This is a genomic window from Shewanella sp. TB7-MNA-CIBAN-0143, assembly GCF_040310065.1.
Classification (GTDB): Bacteria; Pseudomonadota; Gammaproteobacteria; order Enterobacterales; family Shewanellaceae; genus Shewanella.
On record NZ_JBEOPL010000006.1, the window covers coordinates 183,105 to 204,074 of the forward strand.

A 20,970-nucleotide genomic window follows, 5' to 3' on the forward strand; every position below is an offset into this window, starting at 1 on the left:
ATGAGCCTCAGGACCCTGTAACCGTTCGTTTGTCGCAGTCGTTAATCATCTTCGAATATCTTGTTGGTATGCATTGAAGGGCCTGTGAGTCTCATCGCAGGATATTCAGTAAAACCTTATAGTGTATCGATTCACTTAATAAAGTAGGACAGTGATCCCCATGAAAACTAAAATAATATTAGACACAGATCCCGGTATTGATGATGTATTTGCTATTCTCTTTGCCGAAGCACATCCCGATATTGATCTTAAGGCCATCACCACGGTTTATGGCAATGTGACCATTGAAAATGCGACCCGTAATGCGCTTTATCTTAAACAAAAATTTCAGCTGCAGGCCGATATTGTCACAGGCGCGAGTAAACCTATCGTACGTCCTCCAGTTGGCCCAACGGTCGTTGTTCACGGAGAAGGTGGCTTTGGTGATGTGAATGTCCCAGCCGAAGTAGAAGGTCAAGCTGATCCTCGGCCTGCGTATCAATACATCATTGACGCTGTAAAGGCGGAGCCTGGTGAGATTACTTTAGTGGCCATCGGTCCGTTAACTAACCTTGCGCTAGCGCTTCAGGCTGACCCAAGCATTGTCGACTTAGTTAACAAGGTGGTCATTATGGGTGGCGCTTTTGGTGAGAACGGCCATCGCGGTAATGTGACCCCTTTTGCCGAAGCTAATGTACACGATGATCCTCATGCTGCTGATATGGTGTTGACGGCCTCATGGCCTGTGGTTGTGATTGGCTTAGATGTGACTGAACAAAGCTTTTTTACTCGTGATTTTCTTGATCAATTGCGCGACAATGCAGGCGACGTTGGCCAATTTATTTGGGATGTTAGCCGGTTCTATTTGAGGTTTTATAGTGAAAAAGTGGGCTTAGAAGCTTGCCATGTGCATGACCCATCTGCAATTGCCTATGTGATTAATCCAGAGTTGTTCACGCTTAGAGAAGGGCCAATACGAGTCGTTGTCGATGGTGTTGCCGAAGGAATGACCATTCAGAAGATTGATGACCGTGTTTACCCGCATGATGAATGGATGAATCAGGCGCCGCAACAGGTTGCAGTCGCGGTCAGAGATGCCGAACTATTGGAGCTATATCGCGACAGTATTATCAATTATGCCGCAAGATTGAAATAGCACTGTCGGCATCTGGCGGACTAATACCGCTTACCTAACACTAGCGCAGTAATCACTGCGCTTTTTTCATGGGAGTTCGACTCTAGTGTTTTACATTAGCGCTTTACATTAGAACTCTGCACTCGCTATTAAGCATTAAGTCTTGCTGCGACAAGTGAGCCGTCTGGCATATTTGCTGCGCCGAGGCGCTCAACAGCGAGTGACGCATAAGCGTTGGCATATTTAGCGGCCTGATGCAGTGTACTGCCTCTAGCAAGCTCAGCGACTAAAGCGCCATTAAAAGCATCGCCTGCACCAGTGGTATCAACAACCGCGCTTTTTAGTGCATCTAGCAGGGTGAAGTGATCATTTTCATAAAGTAATACCCCATCAGATCCGAGAGTGATGACTACCGATGTTACGCCTAAGGCATGTATTGCAATCGCGGCCTGCTTAGCACTGTCTAGATTGGTTACTTCGATTCCTGTCATTAACGAAGCTTCTGTTTCATTAGGGGTGATCATATCAACCAAAGGTAATAACTCGAGAGTTCTCTGATGATACGGCGCCGGATTGAGGATCACTTTTGCGCCATTGTCTTTGGCAATGCTCATCGCGAGCTTGATAGCATCAAAATTGGTTTCAAGCTGGGTTAAAAATAATTGTGCACTAACAATATGGTGTTTGGCTGAGTGTATTTCATCATCGGTCAGCGTCATGTTTGCGCCTTCGTTGACCGCAATCATATTCTCGCCAGCTTGTTCACTAACGTAAATCATCGCGGTACCTGTCGGGCTAGTTGATGACTCGAGGATAATCGTGTTGTCTATGCCGGTACTGTTGAGGTGTTGGCGCGCAAATTGACTAAATTGATCAGTACCAATTTTAGTCATAAAGGTAATATGGGCACCATTTTTAGCCGCAGCATAAGCTTGGTTTGCCCCTTTGCCGCCAGCGCCAATACTACTGCTACTTGAATGCAAGGTTTCACCCGGTTGGGGAAAGCGTGCTAATTTTGCCACAATATCGACATTGAATGAGCCAAGTACAAATACATTATGTTTCATTTTGATTAATCTACCTTGGTTTGAGTCGAGTTCTTTGCTGTCATTCAGTATGCTGCGGTCGAGTAATTCTGCCAACATAGCGTCCAAGCTATACTTTTTGATATTCGCGCCTTCAGACTGACAGACTCCGCCATGAATTCGTTTTACTAGACCGTCTTTTTCCAGCTGCACGAGATCACAACGAACCGTTTTAGCGGTTACTGCCAGTAATGTGGATATTTTTTGGTTAGACAGTTTTTTATGCATACTGAGTAACTTGAGAATAACAGCCAGTCTTTCATTTCGACTTAGTTTTTTCATAATGGAATATAGTGCTTCAGCAGAAAATAAATTGTGATAAAGACCAGAGCTTAACATGCAAAGTGAACCAGTTGGTTCGTTTGCTATTGGTTGTTTGGGGGGGAGAATGATTTGGTCGCATTTATTTCAATGAGTCTGCTTAAATGAGTTTAGTCAAATCAGCTTAATTTATTGCGCTTAGTGAAGTGAGTTTCATTAAATGTACTTAGTAAGGAAGACGGGGTTTACTGCATATATTATATTATTCATTCTATTCACAGTGGTTTTTGAGAGTAAATATATGGTGATCGAGTTTGCTATCCTGTAGTAAGTAGTTGATTGTTTTGATTATTTATTGTAGCAGTCTGTACTGCTATTCTCATTGCATTCTTTGTGGATCAGCCCACTACTACGTGATGAATTGCTTTATTCAATATAGTCTCGCGGGAATCTCCATTGGTGGCAATAGTCTGTTGGCCCCAATTCAGTTTGTTAGGGCCAGTTAGATTGAATGGACTAAAAAGTGCAACTGCTTCCACTCAGCCTTATATGCAGCCCTTTCAATCGTGAGACTTTATGCGGTGAAGAGAACCTTTAGCCTTGTGAATACAGAACTGTGAATACGAGTGCTATCAAAACTAGTGCTGTAAATGTATTTCCTTTACCGGGCAAGGTATCTTAATTTTGGCTTGATTGAGTGCTTTGATTATGGCTAGGTTAGTGTGGTACTTCTCTTCGAAATAGCGTGTTGTCGGTACCCAATAACGTACACCAACTTCTATCCCCACAGTATTAAATCCATTGATGCCGACTAATGGTTTCTTGTCTTGATAAATTGCCGGAGCAGCGGCAAGCACGCCATTAATTAATTGGATAACATGACCCGCATCAGCTTGGTAATCAATGTTAATTTTGTTTTCAACCAATTTATAAGCGAATGAATTATGTAAAATTTCACCGACAATGTGCTTGTTGGGAATACTGATTTGTTCGCCTTCTTCGTTGGTTAATATGGTTTGGCCTAGTTTAATGATTTCAACCACACCGCTGACACCTTTAATTTCAATGGTATTGCCAACCACAAAAGGGCGGGTGACAATAATGGTAATGCCGGCAGCATAATTAGATAACATTCCTTGTAATGCCAAGCCTGCTCCGAGTGAAGCAGCACCAATAGCAGCCACCATTGGCGTTACGCTAATCCCTAGTTTGCCTAAACAGATAACAGCAACCATCACAATAATAATGATTTTAACTAAGTTGGAAGCAAAGTTACTGAGGGTGATATCAATGTTATGTTTTTTCAGTTGAGCGGCGACAACGTTGGCGGCTTTGTTTGCCACCCAAAGCCCCAATAAGAAAATAATAATCGCACCCGCAATTTGAAAGCTGTACGCAACAACAAACTCAGTGATGACGCTATAGACATTTTGCAGTTGTTGGAGCTCTTGATCTAAACTGGGTTCGTTCATTCTATGTTCCTTATTGAAGCACGTTAAGTTGTTATCAAATTGGATGATAACAACTTTTTACTCTAAGGTGTAAGTCTGTGATGAGTGTTAAATGCCATCACGGCGAAAATATTTCCAACGACTTTATGGGCATTTTCCTGACAAATGTCTATACTTTCTAGACGCAGAAACCAATCAATAACGCAGTGTATTAAGCTAGTAATGTGTTGCGTGTTATTGATATTTCTCGAAGAATAAAAAAGTATACTTTTTGCATAAAAATTCGTTGCGTATTGATTGAAAATATCGTTTACTGCGCATGTTTTTACAGATTCGTAATGACACTTTTATCGCCCTACTTACAGGAGGCACTGGCCTAATGAGCCAATTTCAATCGATTGATGTTGCAGATTATTATGACAAGGACACGTTTGACCGCATTGAGGCATTTGCTAAAGATAAGCCAACGCCATTTGTAGTTATTGACACCCAAATCGTTGCGAAACAATATGATGATATGGTTAATAATTTTCCTTTCGCTAATATCTATTATGCGGTTAAGGCAAATCCGGCCAAAGAAATTTTAACCTTGTTACGAGACAAAGGTTCAAACTTTGATATCGCGTCCATTTACGAACTTGAAATGGTCACGTCGATAGGTGTTTCTGCTGATCGTATTAGTTACGGTAACACCATTAAGAAACGCGTTGATGTACGATCATTCTTTGAACAAGGCGTACGTATGTTTGCTTCAGATTCTGAAGCCGATTTACGCATGATTGCGGAAGAAGCTCCTGGTTCAAAAGTGTACTTGCGTATTTTAACTGAAGGTACACACACAGCCGACTGGCCTTTATCACGTAAGTTTGGTTGCCAAAATGAAATGGCGTACGACTTATTAGTATTGGCAAAAGAGTTAGGCTTACAACCGCATGGCATTTCTTTCCACGTTGGTTCACAACAACGTGATATCGGTGCGTGGGATTCTGCTATCGGTAAAGTGAAAAGCATTTACGACCGTTTAAAAGAAGAACATGGCATTGTGTTAAAAATGATCAATTTAGGGGGTGGTTTTCCTGCCAACTATATGGATAAAACGAATGAACTAGGTGTTTATGCTCAGCAGATTAAGCATTTCCTAGAAGAAGATTTTGGTGACGAATTACCTGAGATTATTCTAGAGCCTGGCCGTTCATTGCTTTCAAATGCTGGTGTATTGGTATCTGAAGTGGTATTGATTTCGCGTAAATCAAACACTGCATTAGAGCGCTGGGTATTTACAGATGTGGGTAAGTTCTCTGGTTTAATTGAAACCATGGACGAAGCGATTAAATTCCCAATCTATACTGAGCGCAAAGGCGAGTTAGATAAGTGCGTTATTGCTGGCCCAACCTGTGACAGTGCCGATATTATGTATGAGCACTATAGCTATGGTTTACCGGTTGATTTAGCCATTGGTGACCGTATGTACTGGTTAACCGCTGGTGCTTACACTACGACCTATTCAGCAGTATGTTTTAACGGCTTCCCACCACTTAAAGATTATTATCTTTAATTAATGGTGTAGTTTGACGACATCCTAAAGGACGCACTAGCGTCCTTTATTTTTATGTGCGCCTAAACCTCTTGTTGATGATTTTTTAAAATATCTAATATTTGTTCTTTAAGGTGTAATCTCGTGCTTTTCATTAGTTTTAATTCAGCTGTTGCATCACTACTACTGTGCTTTTCTAGTGCGGTAATTTGCTCATCGAGTTGATTGTGGTCATTAAACTTTTTGATAAAGTGCTTATCTGTGACTTTAAGTTTAGAGATTAAGTCTCGGTACTCTGGAAACATAAGTTACTCCTTTAAGCTGAGTCAGCGGATTTGGATTCATTTTAATTTGCATTCATCAGATGTTATGCCAATAACAATGATGCTTGCTTTAGCAGCAACACAATTTGGAAATGAGATGTGTTGAATCTAATATTGATTAACTTTATGCTCAGTGGTTATGCTTACCTTCAGCCTAAAACCATTTTAGCGAGGTTAACTTGATGTAAATCACGTTAATGATTGTTAAGCGAGATAAGATATTTGTTGTTTCTATCGACCTTCAACTATGCTGAAACGGGTGTATTTGGTGGGATTTGGACATATATTAGTAATAATTTAACGAATGAATATTAACTATTATGAATTTATATGTGATCAAGTTAACCTTATCCCCCTAAAGACTAGGTTAAAGTCTGGGTTATAAGAATTTAATATTCAAAACTGAAAGGGGTTTTCACAATGTCCGATGTATTTCACTTAGGATTAACTAAAAAAATGTTAGATGGCGCTACCTTAGCAATCGTTCCTGGTGATCCAGAACGTGTTAAGCGTATTGCTGAGTTAATGGACAACGCAACGTTCTTAGCGAGCCATCGTGAATACACAAGCTACTTAGCTTATATCGATGGCAAAGCCGTGGTTGTGTGTTCAACCGGTATCGGTGGACCATCAACTTCTATTGCGGTTGAAGAATTAGCACAATTAGGTGTGAGAACTTTCTTACGCGTAGGTACAACTGGCGCAATTCAGCCGCACGTAAACGTGGGTGATGTGATTGTGACTCAAGCTTCTGTGCGTTTAGATGGCGCAAGCTTACACTTTGCACCGCTTGAGTTCCCAGCAGCAGCAGACTTTGAATGTACAACTGCTATGGTTGCAGCATGTCGTGACGCTGGTCTAGAGCCGCACATTGGTATTACTGCTTCTTCTGATACTTTCTATCCAGGTCAAGAGCGTTACGATACTGTTTCTGGTCGCATTACGCAGCGTTATGTTGGCTCTATGAAAGAGTGGCAGTCAATGGGTGTGCTGAACTATGAAATGGAATCAGCTACGCTATTTACAATGTGTGCAACTCAAGGTTGGCGTGCAGCATGTGTTGCCGGTGTTATTGTAAACCGCACACAGCAAGAGATCCCTGACGAAGCGACAATGAAGAAGACTGAAGTAAGTGCCGTGTCTATTGTTGTAGCAGCAGCGAAAAAATTATTAGCTTAAGCTAACGTTTTAATCATCACGTTATAACAAGAGATTGTGTTAAGGCTGATGGCGTTAAAACAGATTACGCAAAACAAATTGTCTCAAATCAATGAGTATTGAAATGTAATCATTAAAAAAGGTGCCTAGGCACCTTTTTTGTTATCTAATTTATATCAATAGCGGCATCAATTAGAAATGATATTGCGCAATAATTGAGTAGGTATTTTGGTCGATACCCGCAACACCGTATTTGCTTTGCCAGTAATCATATTCAAAACCTACCAACAGTTTGTTTTGCTTGTGATCACCGAACAGTGTTTTACCTAAGTCATACTTTATTTGTGGGTTGATGTGCAGGTTTTCGTCGTAGCCGTTGTTGTCGGCAGAAAATACCCAATCAATGAAGCCATCTATAATAATGTTGGCATTGCCCACTGGCATGTCGATTCTAAATACCGGCGTAAACTGCCAACCATCACTGATATTACCGCTGCTTATTGCATCTCGGCGGTAAGTGTTCAGTTGTAAATAGCTAAAAAATGGCACCTCAAGGTCTACACCAATACCATAAAGCATGCTGTGAACTGGACCTTCACCTTCTTCGTAAGTTAATGCTAAAGAGACATCTTTTATCGCACCAAAGCTCACTGGCTGACCCAATATTTTGCTAGCACTGAAGCGCGGAGATATTTCGCCATAAGTCGAACTATCAACACCGTTATTATTACCATTAAAATTAATAAAATCTTGGAATGCAAACCAATCGCCATACTTCCAAGCACCGGCTGTTTCTAGGGTAATGGTTGTTTGTCTTTCTGATGGCGCTAAGTCATAGTTTTCGCCATGCAAGACAGTAGCGCTAACATCCCACCATTGAACTAAATCGTCAGCAAAAACATTTTGTGAGAGTACTAATGTGGCTAAAAGGTAGATTTTTTTCATTTTTCTTCCGGTTAGTAAAATGATCAGAGACGTCAATTTTGACAGTTTAAAGGTAAGTTTTATAGCGATCGAGGTTAAATTTGTGACCTATTATTCCCAATCGTGCACAATGGGGCGCAATATATTCAATATTTTGAAAGAGCACAATTAAAACCGACCAGAATGTACAGATTTCATTGTTTTCATCATCAATATAATCTTATGACAGGTATTAGCACTGTCAATGCGATGTAACGCATAAAGGTGTTTGATTGGCGCTGTTATCTTACTTAAAACGAATACCACCATGGTGACAAATAAAATGTCACTTTGCAGTAATACTGATTTGTATAGGGGGACTTATTATTACAGTTACTCATTACTAGCGATACGTATTCGTGTGGTAATGGTAAGTTGATGAATCGTTTGTCCCGTTTACTGTTCGCAATAACGCTTTGACATAATATGTCGCATTAATAAATAAAGCTGTTATAGTGAATTTACGGACATTCTCATTTATGGGGGAGAATATGGAGCTTGCAAATCCGATCGCAGTCTGGCTGGTGCTTGGGCTGTTATTGATGATCTCGGAGATTATCATTCCGGGTGGTATCGTTATTTTATTAGGTGCGGCTTGCGTTATCGTCGCAGCAGCACAAGCTGTTGGCATTATCGATGGCTTGGTACAAAGTCTGACATTATGGTTTATGGCTTCAATGGTGTTATTACTGAGTTTTCGTCATGTGACCCAGCGTTTAGTGGGCGGCGATTCACATGTCGATAATACCGATGAAGAGGCGGATCTTTATAATCAAGTCGCTATCGTTAAGCAAGCCATCGGCCCTGGTCAAAAGACCGGTCGAATTAGCTGTTTGGGTACTGATTGGACTGCTTTAGGTGATGGTACCGTGATAAAAAAAGGTACCAAAGTCAGGATCATTTGTCGGGATAATATTGCTTTTGTTGTTGAACCTATCATCGATTCTGTATAGCGATTTAGTTGATAACCTTTTGTTGCCGCGAGTTATTACTGCGAATTGTTACCGCGAGTTGGGTTATTGAGTACTTAACTGTAAAAAATTCAGATTATTGTGATATGAATATTGTTTTGTCATTATTGTTTCGTAAATTTAGTGTCATGAATATTGTTTCGTAAATTAAGTATTGTTTCGAAATCGTCGTGTTGTGATTGCCGTTAAGTGTTATCTAGGAAAGTCAGATTAAAAGGGAGTAGATATGTTTGTGTTAACAATCGTTTTTTTATTTGTAATGTTCATTTTGTTCAAACTCATGTTAATTGTGCCAATGCGTGAAGTGCATGTTATTGAGCGTTTGGGTAAGTTTCGTACCGTGCTCGAGCCAGGGTTTCATTTTCTTGTTCCTTTTGTCGATCGGGTTGCTTATCGCCACGACACTCGTGAAGAAGTATTAGATGTGCCGCCGCAGAGTTGTATTTCAAAAGACAACACCCAGTTGGAAGTTGACGGTTTAGTCTACCTTAAAGTGATGGACGGCAAGCTGGCCAGCTATGGTATTGAAAACTATCGCCGTGCAGCGGTTAACTTAGCGCAAACAACCATGCGTTCAGAAATAGGTAAGCTGACCTTGTCGCAAACGTTTTCTGAACGTGACAGCTTGAATGAATCCATTGTGCGCGAAATTGATAAGGCTTCAGATCCTTGGGGGATAAAAGTATTACGTTACGAGATTAAAAATATCTCCCCTTCAATGAAAGTTATTCACACCCTTGAAAAACAAATGGAAGCAGAGCGTCGCAAGCGTGCCGAGATCACTTTGGCCAATGCTGAAAAAGCAGCAATGATCAATATGTCGCAAGGTGAACGTCAAGAGGCGATTAATTTGTCCGAAGGTCAAAAACAAAAGCGCATTAATGAGGCTTTAGGTACAGGGCAAGAAATTTCTATTATTGCCACTGCAAAGGCAGAAGGCATGGAAATGATCTGCAAGGCCTTAACGGTAAATGGCGGCAATGACGCAATGAACATGTTGCTTAAAGAGCAGTTTATTGGTCAAGTGGGCAAGATTTTATCTGAAGCTCAAGTCTCTGTTGTGCCTGCTGAAATGGCCAAGCTAGAAGGCTTTTTTGAAGGTATGGAGCAAGTAACTCATGCCGTATCAAACTCATCAGCAAAAGGAGCTCGCTAATGTTGATTAACGGAATTGATACTGATTTTATTGTGATGGCTATCTGGGGCGTAATTTTTGCTATTTTTGTGCTAAAACTATTCCAGTCTATCTGTCTTGTACCGACCAAGTCGGCTTATATTGTTGAACGTTTAGGTAAATATCACAATACCTTAGATGCAGGCTTCCATGCACTGATCCCTTTCGTTGATAAAGTGGCTTATATCCACGACTTAAAGGAAGAAACGATTGATGTACCGCCACAAGAATGTTTCTCCAGTGATGAAGTTAATGTTGAAGTGGATGGAGTGATTTATATTTCGGTTACCGATCCCGTTAAAGCCAGTTATGGTATTACCGACTACCGTTATGCCGCCATTCAACTTGCCCAAACAACTACGCGTTCTGTGATTGGTACCTTAGATTTAGATCGTACTTTTGAAGAGCGTGATGTGATATCAGCCAAAGTGGTTGAAGTTCTCGATGAAGCTGGCTCTATGTGGGGCATTCGAGTGCATCGTTACGAGATTAAAAATATCACCCCACCAGAAACAGTTAAAAACGCCATGGAAATGCAGGTGAATGCCGAGCGTGAACGTCGGGCATTATTAGCTAAAAGTGAAGGTGACAAGCAAAGTAAGATTAATCGTTCAGAAGGTGTGATGGCAGAAACCATTAACCGTTCTGAAGGTGAGATGCAACGCCGCATTAATGAGGCCGAAGGTAAAGCGCAAGAAATTCTCACTTTAGCTAAAGCAACTGCTGAGTCGATAGAACGATTAGCGGTGGTTATTTCATCTGAAGGCGGACAAAGTGCATTGCGTATGCAACTTGGTGAACAGTATATGAAGCAGCTAGATGGTTTAAGCAAACCTGATAGCCGTATTGTGTTACCGGGTAATCTAGTTAATTTTGAATACTGGATGCAAAGTATTGGCTTAAAAGACGATAAAAAATAATCGTTAATACTGCTATGTCACGCCACCGCGTGACGAACATTACATAAAAAAGGTTAGCGATTTCGCTAACCTTTTTTATTGTTTTTACCGCCGCAGTCTATTTAAATTATACCTTTACCGCTTTTACCGCTTTTACCGCTTTTACCGCTTTTACCGCTTTTACCGCTTTTACCGCTTTTACCGCTTTTACCGCTTTAACTGGGAACCATCTCTCGAAGTAAATGTTCGCAAAAGGCTTTTGCCACAGGCGATTGAGGACTTTTGGTCGAATAGGCCAAGCTGATATCGGCAAAGCCAATGCTGTGTTGCGGTAGAATATTAATTAATCGTCCCTGATTTACTGCCTCGTGAGCAATAACATGGGGTAATAAAGCGATACCCGCCCCGGCTAAACATAAGTGATATAACGAGTTAAAGTCGCTGCAGATAACTTTATAATGAGTTGGTACATTTGCATGCTGAAAATGCCAAGTCTGCTCTAGTTGCCCATGTGCATCTCTAAAGCCTAGTAATGAATGGTATTGTAAGTCATCGGTATTTTCGATCAGTGATGATTTTTCTAAATAACTTGGGCTAGCATAAATTTTACGCTCAAAAGTCGTCAACTTATGTACAGCAATATTTGCACCGTTTACTTGACCGACATCAATAATCAAGTCGAGCCCTAAACGATTGAGCTCTTTACTGCCACCAGACACAATTAACACCTCTAATTGGACTTGCGGATACGCATGAATGAAGTGAGCGATATATTCATCCATCAACTTGTCGACGAAAGGCAATAAACCAATGCGTAAATTACCTTGTACTTCATCATGACGATGTTTAAACACATATCCGGCATGATTTAATTGATTCACTAAAGGTTCGATTTGAGCAAGATATTGTCGACCTGCAGAGGTTAAGGCCATGACTCTTGTTGTGCGAGTAAATAACGGTGCCCCGAGCTGTTTTTCTATTTCTCCAATCCGGCGGCTGACTAATGCTCTGCGAGTATCAAAAGATTTTGCCGCTTTTGAAAAACTGCCTAACTTTGCTACAGCAATGAATAGCTCTAAATCTTTGATATTCAATATGGCAACCTATACAGCTGAAGCTGTGGACAATAAATCCATTTTAATGGACTTTTTAGTATTAATGGCATTGAACATATCGATCATAAACCGACATGTCACCAGATTTACTCGCCATAAAAAGCAAACTTAATCTAGTTTCTTTAGTCATGAATGTGAGTGTTTAATAGCCTATTAGGCCAATTACTTAACGCTAACATTAATTAATTGTTTATTTTATATAGTAATTTTCGCTTACAGCTTTGTCAATTTAGGTGTGATTTTCGCGGTTAGAACATCACAAGTGAGTGATTTTAGTGACTTTGATATTAATGTCGTCTAAAGGTTCACTCTGCTACCTAAGGTGATAGTGGGCATAAAATAGCTGAAGTATTGCACGCCATTATCTCGCTATTTAAGATATAATGCCTCGCAGATTTCTGGGAGGAAAAATGGACGTATCATCATTATTAGACGGCCTAAACGATAAACAGCGTGAGGCAGTCGGCGCTCCACTTTCAAATATGTTGGTGTTAGCGGGTGCCGGCAGTGGTAAAACCCGTGTATTAACCCATCGTATTGCGTGGTTAATGCAAGTTGAACAACAAAGTCCATATTCTATTTTGGCAGTCACCTTTACCAACAAAGCCGCGGCAGAAATGCGTGAACGGGTGGAAAAGGTTGTGGGCACTAACATGGGGCGGATGTGGATCGGTACCTTCCATGGTTTAGCGCATCGGTTATTGCGAACCCATTATCAAGATGCCAATTTACCGCAAAGTTTCCAGATTATCGATTCTGACGATCAGTTACGTTTACTGAAACGCATTCTTAAAAGCCTTAATTTAGACGAGAAGCAATATCCTCCTCGTCAGGCCCAAGGCTATATTAACGGCAAAAAAGACCAAGGATTACGACCTAAGCATATCGATGCGGGCGGTTTTCCGATTGAACAAAATTTACTGAATATTTATAAGGTTTACCAAGAGTCTTGCGATCGCGCAGGTTTGGTCGACTTTGCCGAAATCTTACTACGAGCTCATGAATTATGGCTCAATAAACCGCATTTACTGGCACATTACCAAGAACGCTTCCGTCATATTTTAGTGGATGAGTTTCAAGATACCAACGCGATTCAATATGCGTGGATCCGTGTGTTAGCCGGTAACACAGCCAATGTGATGATTGTCGGTGATGACGATCAATCTATTTACGGTTGGCGTGGTGCGCAAATTGAAAACTTACATCGTTTCTTAAAAGACTTCTCGGGTGCAACAACCATTCGTTTAGAACAAAATTATCGTTCAACAGCGAATATTTTGAATGCCTCTAACGCTGTGATTGCCAATAACCCAGATCGTTTGGGCAAAGAGTTATGGACCGAAGATAAAGATGGCGAGCCCATTTCGGTCTATTGCGCCTTTAATGAAATGGATGAAGCCAAATTTATTGTTGGACGCATTAGCGACTGGCATGAAAAGGGCGGCAGTTTGAGCGAGTGCGCCATTTTATATCGTTCAAATGCACAATCGCGAGTATTAGAAGAAGCCTTTTTACACAAAGGGTTAGCGTATCGTATTTACGGTGGTCTGCGCTTCTTCGAGCGACAAGAAATTAAAGATGCTATGGGCTATATGCGTCTGATTAATAACCAAAATGATGATGCGGCATTCGAGCGTGTGGTGAATACGCCAGCTCGTGGTATCGGCGATCGTACTTTGGATATCATCCGCTCAACCGCTAGACAGCATGAACTGACGCTGTGGCAAGCTTGCGTGAGTTTAATCGAAGAGAAAGTCCTTGCCGGGCGTGCGGCTAATGCCATCAATGGCTTTATGGAACTGATTATTGCGATGCGAACGGATACGGCAGATATGTTGCTGTACCGGATGGCTGACGATGTGATTGACCGTTCAGGCTTGCGTACCATGTATGAGGCCGAAAAAGGCGAGAAAGCTCAAGCTCGAATTGAAAACTTAAACGAGTTGGTTACTGCTGCGCGCAGTTTTGAAATGCCTGAAGAGCTTGAAGACATGGGCGAACTTAATGCCTTTTTGTCTCATGCAGCATTAGAAGCTGGCGAAGGTCAGGCTGATGCCTTTACCGATGCCGTGCAGTTGATGACATTGCATTCAGCCAAAGGGCTTGAGTTCCCAATGGTGTTTATGGCGGGCGTTGAAGAAGGATTATTCCCGAGCAAGATGGCACTGGATGAAGGCGATCGTTTAGATGAAGAGCGCCGTTTGTGTTATGTCGGTATGACCCGTGCTATGCAAAAACTGTACATCAGTTATGCTGAGTCTCGTCGTATTTATGGCCGTGAAGATTATGCTAGCCCATCACGGTTTATTAACGAAATTCCTGAAAAGTTTGTTGAGCAAATCCGTATACGTGCTCAGGTTAAGCCGTCAGTTAGTCAGCGTTTTCCTGCTAAGGCTACGGTTGCCACTAAAAAACCTCATGGTTTTAACGACACCGGTCATAAAGTGGGTTCTAAAGTGAAGCACTTTAAGTTTGGTGAAGGGGTCGTGACTAGCTTTGAAGGTTCTGGTGAAAAAGGACGTGTGCAGGTTGAGTTTGTCGATTTTGGCAGTAAATGGCTGTTGGTGTCATTAGCAAAACTAGAGCGTTGTTAACGTGTTTCGCTTGCTAAATCATGGAGAGATGACGCCAATGACATTGCAAGATAAGCTTCGTGCTTATGCACGATTAATGCGGATAGATAGGCCTATTGGTACCTTGCTGCTGCTATGGCCGTGTTTAATGGCACTGGTGTTAGCGGCTCAAGGGCTGCCAGACATTAAGGTGTTGTTAATCTTTATTGTTGGCGTGGTGATTATGCGCGCCAATGGCTGCATTATTAATGACTTTGCCGATCGTAAACTAGATGCTCATGTCGAGCGTACGAGTATGCGACCGTTGGTGTCGGGGGAAGTGTCTGTTAAAGAGGCACTGACTCTATTTACCCTCTTAGGTTTGGCTGCGTTTTGCTTAGTATTATGGCTTAATCCACTGGTAGTGCAGTTATCTGTGGTGGGGATTATTTTAACGGTGATGTACCCGTTTATGAAACGGGTGACCAACATGCCACAAATGTTTTTGGGCATTGTGTGGAGTTGGTCAATTCCTATGGCCTATGCCGCTCAACTTGGTGAAGTGCCAGTTGAAGCGTGGTGGTTATTTATGGCCAATTGGTGTTGGACGGTAGCGTACGACACCATGTATGCCATAGTCGATCGTGACGATGACTTAAAAGTAGGCATTAAATCAACGGCTATTTTATTCGGTCGCTTTGATCGACAGATTATCGGTTTGTTTCAATTTGCTGCACTAGGGTGTTTTGTGATGGCTGGGTTGGTGGCCGACCGTGGGATTATTTACGGCTTAGGTATTATCAGCTTTATTGGTTTTGCCGTGTATCAGCAACGATTAATTTTTGGTCGTGAACGTGCACCATGTTTTAAAGCCTTTTTAAATAATAACTGGGCCGGAATGGTATTGTTTATCGCACTTGCGTTGGATTATATGATTTAACGTTTGTGGTTTATTACCATAGGGCAGGGATGCATGAAAACAATTTATGGGTTAATCGGCGCGATAATGTGTTGTGGGCTATCTCTAGCCAGTGCGTCAGCTAACAATGATGCTGTACTGCCAGGCTTAACAAACAACGCTGTCGATGTGCATTCCACAGCTGCAGTAGTCAATATTCCTCGTACCCGCCAATTTGTGCTTAAAGATGGCGATCGTGACTATCAAGTGATGATCAAGCTCCCCAAAAAATACCAGCAAAATAGTTCACATCAATATCCAGTGATATACATGACTGACTCCATGTATAGCTTGCAAGTGGTGTCTGGTGCGACACGATTTCCAATGAACAGTAACATGATGCAGCAAGCTATTTTAGTCGCTATAGGCTATCAGAGGCCAAGCAAAGGTTCGGCGAGTCGGATCCGCGACTATACCCCAAGTCACGATGCGAGTTGGAAACTACCCACTGGCGAGGCCAAGCGACACGTTGCTTTTATCAGCCAGGTTGTTATGCCTTTCGTTGAAAAAAACTATCGGGTCGACAGCCAACAAAACACCTTTATGGGTAATTCGTTAGGCGGGTTACTCGGCGCATATATTTTATTAGAACAGCCAACGCTATTTGCATATTACGTATTGGGCAGTCCATCTCTGTGGTTTGACAATAAACAATTATTGCAGCAGTTTGCTCAGCGTTTTAGTCAAACACCAGCAATATCTGCCAAGGTGTTTATTGGCATTGGCGAATTAGAAAAACCACCTTATACCGATAATGGTCATCAGATGGTTGCAGATGCGCAGGCTTTTTTTAAACGACTCCAATCCCATCCATCGGCGCAATCTGGTGACTTAGCACTCAAGCTGCTAGTCATCCCCGAGGCCGATCATTCGATGGCTTTTCCTACCACCGCGGTTCATGGTTTAACTTGGCTGTTCAAGCGTAACTTATCTTGATACCCATTGACGGCAATTTTTAGTAACAATTTTTGTGCCAATCAATAGTAGTGAAACTAATGTTCACTGATATGTTAACAACTTGTATCTTCACGTTTATATTAAGAATAATGATATGGCGTGGGTCAGTAACATATACAGGGATAAGTATTCAATGAGAGCCACGGTTAAGTATCGGTTAGTCTTTTTAGTCTTAATGGTGTTGAGTTTTGTGATAGGCGTTCAGTGGACACCAGAGTCGTTAACAAGTGACGCTGATAAGTGGTCGTTATATCTTATTTGCGGATTGTATTTTGTGTTACTGCCACTGAGCTACTGGTATTGCATTATTAAAATGGGTGGCCAGAAACTGTGGAAACTGATTGTTATTTTCAGTTTGAGCAGCTTGGTTGCTCGGTTAAGTTTTCCTGCTGAAGTCGCGCATTATTTTGAGTTTATTGCATGGTTACGCTATCCGATTATTGCGGTGCTGTTGGTCATTGAATTGTATTTGGTGGTGAGTGTTGTTCGTGGCTTGATTAAGGTACGAAAGCTTAAGGGCGATCCTAGAGTCGGGGCGGTAGAAACGTATCGGGATGGCGATGATAAAAGCTTAACTATTGCGCTTATTCTCGCCAGTGAAGCGACTAACTGGTTTTATTCTATCCCTTGGTTCTCACGTCATCATCCACCAGTAATTGCCAATATCAATCTTGTTAGCGCGACACGCTGGCATGTGTGGTTAATGCTTATTGGTTGTGTTAGTGCGTCGAGTCTGAGTTACGTATTACTGGCATCGTGGAGTGAGTGGGTGGCGATTATTGTCTCGAGCATTATTGCCTATACCTTAATGTCTATCGTGGCTAACCATCGATTATCACGTTATTACTCTTTGTATTTAATCAGAGATAACTTAGTGATCAATAATTCATTGTGGGGATTTATGGTAGTGAACATTGCCGATATTGCTAGTGCCGCTGATCAACAATCAACTGAATTAAATAAAGATGAGCCAGAAACCATTATGATTGGCCGTGGGCAGAGTAATGTCACTATTACCCTCAACCGTCCGGTCATTTATCATGGTGGTATGGGTCAGTTACCCGAACCGATGAAAACGGTGCATTTGAGTGTGGATGAGCCGCAGCGATTCATTCAGGCGCTTAATAATGCTAAAACCTCGGTGGCTGTGTAACCGGAAACGTCATAAAAAATGCGCTGATAAAAGCGCATTTTTTATGGGTAAATCAGTACTTGCAAGTGAAAGCCCTGTAGTTGATTGGCTGATTAGTCTCGCACTAACTTAGTCTCGCACTAACTTAGTTAAGTCTGCAGGGCGATAATAAACTGATTTTAATACTTTGCCTTGGCGAACTACTTTACCCGCCATATCGACATCTTTAGCGCACTTAGCAATAATAAACTCACCTTTAGTGCTACCGACTATCTCAACACCTTGTTTGGCGTAAAAGGCGATGGTTTCATCCAATTCTTGCTGGTTACGGCATACTTTGCTCATGTTGCTTGAGTGCACTTCATCCCAGCATTGGATAAAGTCTATTTCGCGGTTTTTAGCCACGTTAAGCAATAAATCGATAAGATAGCTGATCTCTAGACGATCGCTTACCTGAGACGCACCTATGTGCACTAAACGACCCATTAATACATAGACAGAGTCAACAATCGCATCAGCTTGTTCCATGCGAGAGTCTGCTTCTGCAAGCTCGGTCATTTCTTCAATAATTAATGAGGTGTGTAAGGTATCAGCTTTGTCGTCTAGGCTAGCACTGTCGTTAACCGGTAAATCAAAAGTACTGCGAAACTCAAAAATATCGCGATATAAATGGTCATAGATAGGCTGAGTGAGTTGACTGAGTTTCATTGGAGTACCTTATTAATAAATGTGCGCTAATTTTAAATAAATGAGCCATGGAATACAAAGGCAATCAGTCGATTTACCGATAAAAAAACCGGCAAGATAGCCGGTTTTAATGGTTTTATTGGGAAAGCCTATTTGATAAATGCAAAAGCATCACCATACAAATGGGCTTCTTCAATGCCAAGCTCACGGAACAATTCTCGTGCAGTGCCAACCATATCAAAACGGCCAGCAATGTAGATATCGTAGCCATTCAAACTGACAAAATCCTGTTTAATCTGCTCGAGTAGATTAGCTTTTTTACCTTCCCAATTACCGTCAGCAAGTTCTACTACTGGAATAAACTCTAACCAAGAATGATCGGCATGCCATTGACGAGCGATGTCTTGATAGTACATAGCTTCTTCGTTACGACAACCCCAATACAGTTTAGTCTTAATGGTTTCGCCGTTAGCAATTTGTGCTTCAACGATACTTTTTATATATGAGAAACCGGTACCGCCTGCAATGAGGATGCGTGGTCGATGGCTCTCACTACGTAAAAAAGCTTCGCCAGCAGGTGCTTCAATATCAATATGTGTCGCTGTTTGTAAGCGTTCAACAACTTGCATTGGATAACTTTCGCTAACCGCGGCACCAATGTGCAACTCAATTAACGCTGCATTAGGCGCGGAAGCGATAGAAAAAGGACGTTTGTCTTTTTCACCCATGACCACAGTTAGGTATTGGCCAGCCTTAAAGTCAAAGGCTGCTTCGGGTTTAAGGAACACTTGGTATACAGCGTCATTAAACGGGGTGACTTTTTCTATCTGACAACGAATGGTTTTCATCTAACGTCCTTTAAACCCTTTTATAATTTTTTATCAACGAGTTAATTATAGCTATTTACGCCCGGATCGGATCGCTGTAGTTACAATGTTGGCATATCTTGTATGCCGAGATCATCCCAAATTTGGTCAATTCTCTGTTTTGTCTTTTCATCCATCACGATAGGGGTTCCCCATTCTCGCGTGGTTTCACCAGGCCATTTGTTAGTGGCATCTAAACCCATCTTAGATCCTAAACCAGCAACGGGTGAGGCAAAATCAAGATAATCTATTGGAGTATTATCTACCATCATGGTATCGCGAATAGGATCCATTCGTGTAGTAATGGCCCAAATAACATCTTGCCAATCACGGCAATTGACATCGTCATCAACAACAACGATAAATTTGGTATACATAAACTGGCGCAAGAATGACCAGGCCCCCATCATGACACGCTTAGCATGACCAGGATATTGCTTACGGATTGAAATCACAGCCATACGGTATGAACAACCTTCAGGCGGCAGATAAAAATCAATAATTTCTGGATACTGCTTACGTAAAATGGGGACAAATACTTCGTTCAACGCCACGCCTAACATGGCCGGCTCATCAGGTGGACGACCGGTATAGGTACTATGATAAATGGCGTCTTTACGATGAGTAATGTGAGTCACGGTAAATACTGGGAATGAGTCAGTTTCGTTATAGTAGCCAGTGTGATCGCCGTATGGACCTTCTACTGCTGTCTCATCTGGATCAATATAACCTTCAAGAATAATCTCGCTGGTGGCTGGCACCTCAAGATCGCAGCTAATGGCTTTACAGACTTCAGTTCGTTCGCCGCGCAGTAAACCTGCAAAAGCATATTCACTCATGGAGTCTGGCACAGGCGTGACAGCCCCTAAAATGGTCACCGGATCGCTACCTAATGCCACTACGACAGGATAACGCTCTCCCGGATGAAGCTGTTTAAAGTCTTTAAAATCTAAGGCACCGCCACGGTGATCAAGCCAGCGCATAATCAGCTTGTTTTTACTTAATAACTGTTGACGATAAATACCTAGGTTTTGTCTTTTTTGACGCGGCCCTTTGGTGATGGTGAGTCCCCAAGTCACTAATGGGGCGACATCTCCAGGCCAGCAATGTTGGATTGGCAACGATGTTAGGTCAACTTCATCACCGGTTTTAACCACTTGCTGACAAGGCGGATTACGCACTGTTTTAGGCGGCATATTTAATGCCTGCTTATACATAGGTATTTTGGCGATGGCATCTTTAAAGCCACTTGGTGGCTCTGGTTCTTTTAAGAATGCTAATAATTCACCGACTTCACGCAAAGCCAAAGGGTCGTCTTTACCCAATGCCATAGCAACACGTTTAGGCGTGCCAAATAAGTTAACCAGTACTGGCATGGTATGGTTGGTCGGATTCTCAAATAACAGTGCGGGGCCTCCAGATCGTAAAACACGATCGGCGATCTCTGTCATTTCTAAATGAGGGTCAACAGGGTAGCTAATGCGCTTTAACTCGCCATTTTTTTCCAAATGATCGATGAAGCTGCGTAAATCTTTAAAACTCATGTTTACCGCCTGTAAATGAAATCCAAACCAATATGGCGCGCACTATAGCATTTTTCTAATATAGGGTTAATACCAATCCATATAAATTGGTATTGCTCTGCGGGGTTCAATACTGGTTAGGTTGGATATTAGTTCTTTTCGTTTGAGAGTAAATATCTGAATGTCATTTAATCAGTTCATCAGGTAGTCAGCTATCTAAGGCTATTGTGCCACACCATTAACTGTC

At 41.8% G+C, this 20,970-nt stretch carries 18 protein-coding genes; 10 read left to right on the forward strand and 8 right to left on the reverse strand.

Features of this window, described 5'->3' with window-relative positions; all coding sequences use genetic code 11:
- The first annotated feature begins 160 nt into the window (after positions 1 to 160).
- Positions 161 to 1,135 (forward strand): nucleoside hydrolase, encoded by a 975-nt coding sequence (locus AAEY97_RS07190; protein WP_350997660.1) that lies wholly within the window; start codon positions 161 to 163, stop codon positions 1,133 to 1,135.
- A gap of 128 nt (positions 1,136 to 1,263) precedes the next feature.
- On the opposite strand, the gene rbsK is transcribed toward AAEY97_RS07190, so the two are convergent.
- Positions 1,264 to 2,481 (reverse strand): ribokinase, encoded by a 1,218-nt coding sequence (gene rbsK, locus AAEY97_RS07195; RefSeq protein ID WP_350997663.1) that lies wholly within the window; start codon positions 2,479 to 2,481, stop codon positions 1,264 to 1,266.
- A gap of 617 nt (positions 2,482 to 3,098) precedes the next feature.
- The gene (locus tag AAEY97_RS07200; protein ID WP_350997666.1) at positions 3,099 to 3,932 is read right to left on the reverse strand and encodes a mechanosensitive ion channel family protein; all 834 of its coding nucleotides are present in this window, start codon (positions 3,930 to 3,932) and stop codon (positions 3,099 to 3,101) included.
- 358 nt (positions 3,933 to 4,290) lie between these two features.
- Here AAEY97_RS07200 and AAEY97_RS07205 point away from each other — a divergent pair, with 358 nt between their 5' ends.
- Positions 4,291 to 5,466, forward strand: coding sequence for a type III PLP-dependent enzyme (locus AAEY97_RS07205; RefSeq protein ID WP_011638842.1), 1,176 nt, complete (start codon positions 4,291 to 4,293; stop codon positions 5,464 to 5,466).
- Positions 5,467 to 5,528: 62 nt separating this feature from the next.
- On the opposite strand, the gene AAEY97_RS07210 is transcribed toward AAEY97_RS07205, so the two are convergent.
- Positions 5,529 to 5,750 carry an HP1242/YdcH family protein gene (locus AAEY97_RS07210; protein ID WP_162023902.1) on the reverse strand — a complete coding sequence of 74 codons (222 nt, stop codon included), beginning with the start codon at positions 5,748 to 5,750 and terminating at the stop codon, positions 5,529 to 5,531.
- A gap of 438 nt (positions 5,751 to 6,188) precedes the next feature.
- Here AAEY97_RS07210 and udp point away from each other — a divergent pair, with 438 nt between their 5' ends.
- Positions 6,189 to 6,947: a uridine phosphorylase gene (gene udp / locus AAEY97_RS07215; RefSeq protein ID WP_011638840.1), complete on the forward strand. Its 759-nt coding sequence runs from the start codon at positions 6,189 to 6,191 to the stop codon at positions 6,945 to 6,947.
- A 171-nt stretch (positions 6,948 to 7,118) separates the two neighbouring features.
- Here udp and AAEY97_RS07220 read toward each other — a convergent pair whose 3' ends face one another.
- A complete protein-coding gene (locus AAEY97_RS07220; RefSeq protein ID WP_350997669.1) occupies positions 7,119 to 7,871 on the reverse strand; it encodes an outer membrane protein OmpK in 753 nt (250 codons plus the stop codon).
- A 509-nt stretch (positions 7,872 to 8,380) separates the two neighbouring features.
- Between AAEY97_RS07220 and AAEY97_RS07225 the strand changes: the two genes are divergently transcribed.
- The 3 genes from AAEY97_RS07225 to AAEY97_RS07235 all read left to right on the forward strand — a co-directional run bounded on the left by AAEY97_RS07225 (position 8,381) and on the right by AAEY97_RS07235 (position 10,954).
- On the forward strand, positions 8,381 to 8,842 hold the full coding sequence (locus AAEY97_RS07225; protein WP_101085165.1) for an NfeD family protein: 462 nt from the start codon (positions 8,381 to 8,383) through the stop codon (positions 8,840 to 8,842).
- Between the two features lie 244 nt (positions 8,843 to 9,086).
- The gene (locus AAEY97_RS07230) at positions 9,087 to 10,016 is read left to right on the forward strand and encodes an SPFH domain-containing protein (RefSeq protein ID WP_101085166.1); all 930 of its coding nucleotides are present in this window, start codon (positions 9,087 to 9,089) and stop codon (positions 10,014 to 10,016) included.
- Positions 10,016 to 10,954: an SPFH domain-containing protein gene (locus AAEY97_RS07235; RefSeq protein ID WP_101085167.1), complete on the forward strand. Its 939-nt coding sequence runs from the start codon at positions 10,016 to 10,018 to the stop codon at positions 10,952 to 10,954. The genes AAEY97_RS07230 and AAEY97_RS07235 overlap by 1 nt, the downstream gene beginning before the upstream one ends.
- Positions 10,955 to 11,148: 194 nt before the next feature.
- Here the strand turns inward: AAEY97_RS07235 and AAEY97_RS07240 are convergent, their stop codons facing one another.
- Entirely contained in the window at positions 11,149 to 12,027 is an 879-nt protein-coding gene (locus tag AAEY97_RS07240) for a LysR family transcriptional regulator (protein ID WP_350997672.1), read from the reverse strand.
- A 431-nt stretch (positions 12,028 to 12,458) separates the two neighbouring features.
- Between AAEY97_RS07240 and uvrD the strand changes: the two genes are divergently transcribed.
- From uvrD to AAEY97_RS07260, 4 genes are all read left to right on the forward strand, one after another.
- Positions 12,459 to 14,642 carry a DNA helicase II gene (uvrD, locus tag AAEY97_RS07245; RefSeq protein WP_011638834.1) on the forward strand — a complete coding sequence of 728 codons (2,184 nt, stop codon included), beginning with the start codon at positions 12,459 to 12,461 and terminating at the stop codon, positions 14,640 to 14,642.
- Positions 14,643 to 14,679: 37 nt separating this feature from the next.
- Positions 14,680 to 15,540, forward strand: coding sequence for a 4-hydroxybenzoate octaprenyltransferase (ubiA, locus tag AAEY97_RS07250; RefSeq protein WP_335691158.1), 861 nt, complete (start codon positions 14,680 to 14,682; stop codon positions 15,538 to 15,540).
- A gap of 33 nt (positions 15,541 to 15,573) precedes the next feature.
- Positions 15,574 to 16,494, forward strand: a complete 921-nt coding sequence (locus tag AAEY97_RS07255; RefSeq protein WP_350997675.1) for an alpha/beta hydrolase — start codon at positions 15,574 to 15,576, stop codon at positions 16,492 to 16,494.
- Between the two features lie 154 nt (positions 16,495 to 16,648).
- A complete protein-coding gene (locus tag AAEY97_RS07260) occupies positions 16,649 to 17,668 on the forward strand; it encodes a hypothetical protein (protein WP_350997678.1) in 1,020 nt (339 codons plus the stop codon).
- Between the two features lie 108 nt (positions 17,669 to 17,776).
- Here the strand turns inward: AAEY97_RS07260 and AAEY97_RS07265 are convergent, their stop codons facing one another.
- From AAEY97_RS07265 to ubiD, 3 genes are all read right to left on the reverse strand, one after another.
- Positions 17,777 to 18,355: a nucleoside triphosphate pyrophosphohydrolase family protein gene (locus AAEY97_RS07265; RefSeq protein ID WP_101085172.1), complete on the reverse strand. Its 579-nt coding sequence runs from the start codon at positions 18,353 to 18,355 to the stop codon at positions 17,777 to 17,779.
- Between the two features lie 128 nt (positions 18,356 to 18,483).
- On the reverse strand, positions 18,484 to 19,182 hold the full coding sequence (gene fre, locus AAEY97_RS07270) for an NAD(P)H-flavin reductase (RefSeq protein WP_192114172.1): 699 nt from the start codon (positions 19,180 to 19,182) through the stop codon (positions 18,484 to 18,486).
- An 80-nt stretch (positions 19,183 to 19,262) separates the two neighbouring features.
- Positions 19,263 to 20,744: a 4-hydroxy-3-polyprenylbenzoate decarboxylase gene (gene ubiD / locus AAEY97_RS07275; RefSeq protein ID WP_101085174.1), complete on the reverse strand. Its 1,482-nt coding sequence runs from the start codon at positions 20,742 to 20,744 to the stop codon at positions 19,263 to 19,265.
- Between the last annotated feature and the right edge of the window lie 226 nt (positions 20,745 to 20,970).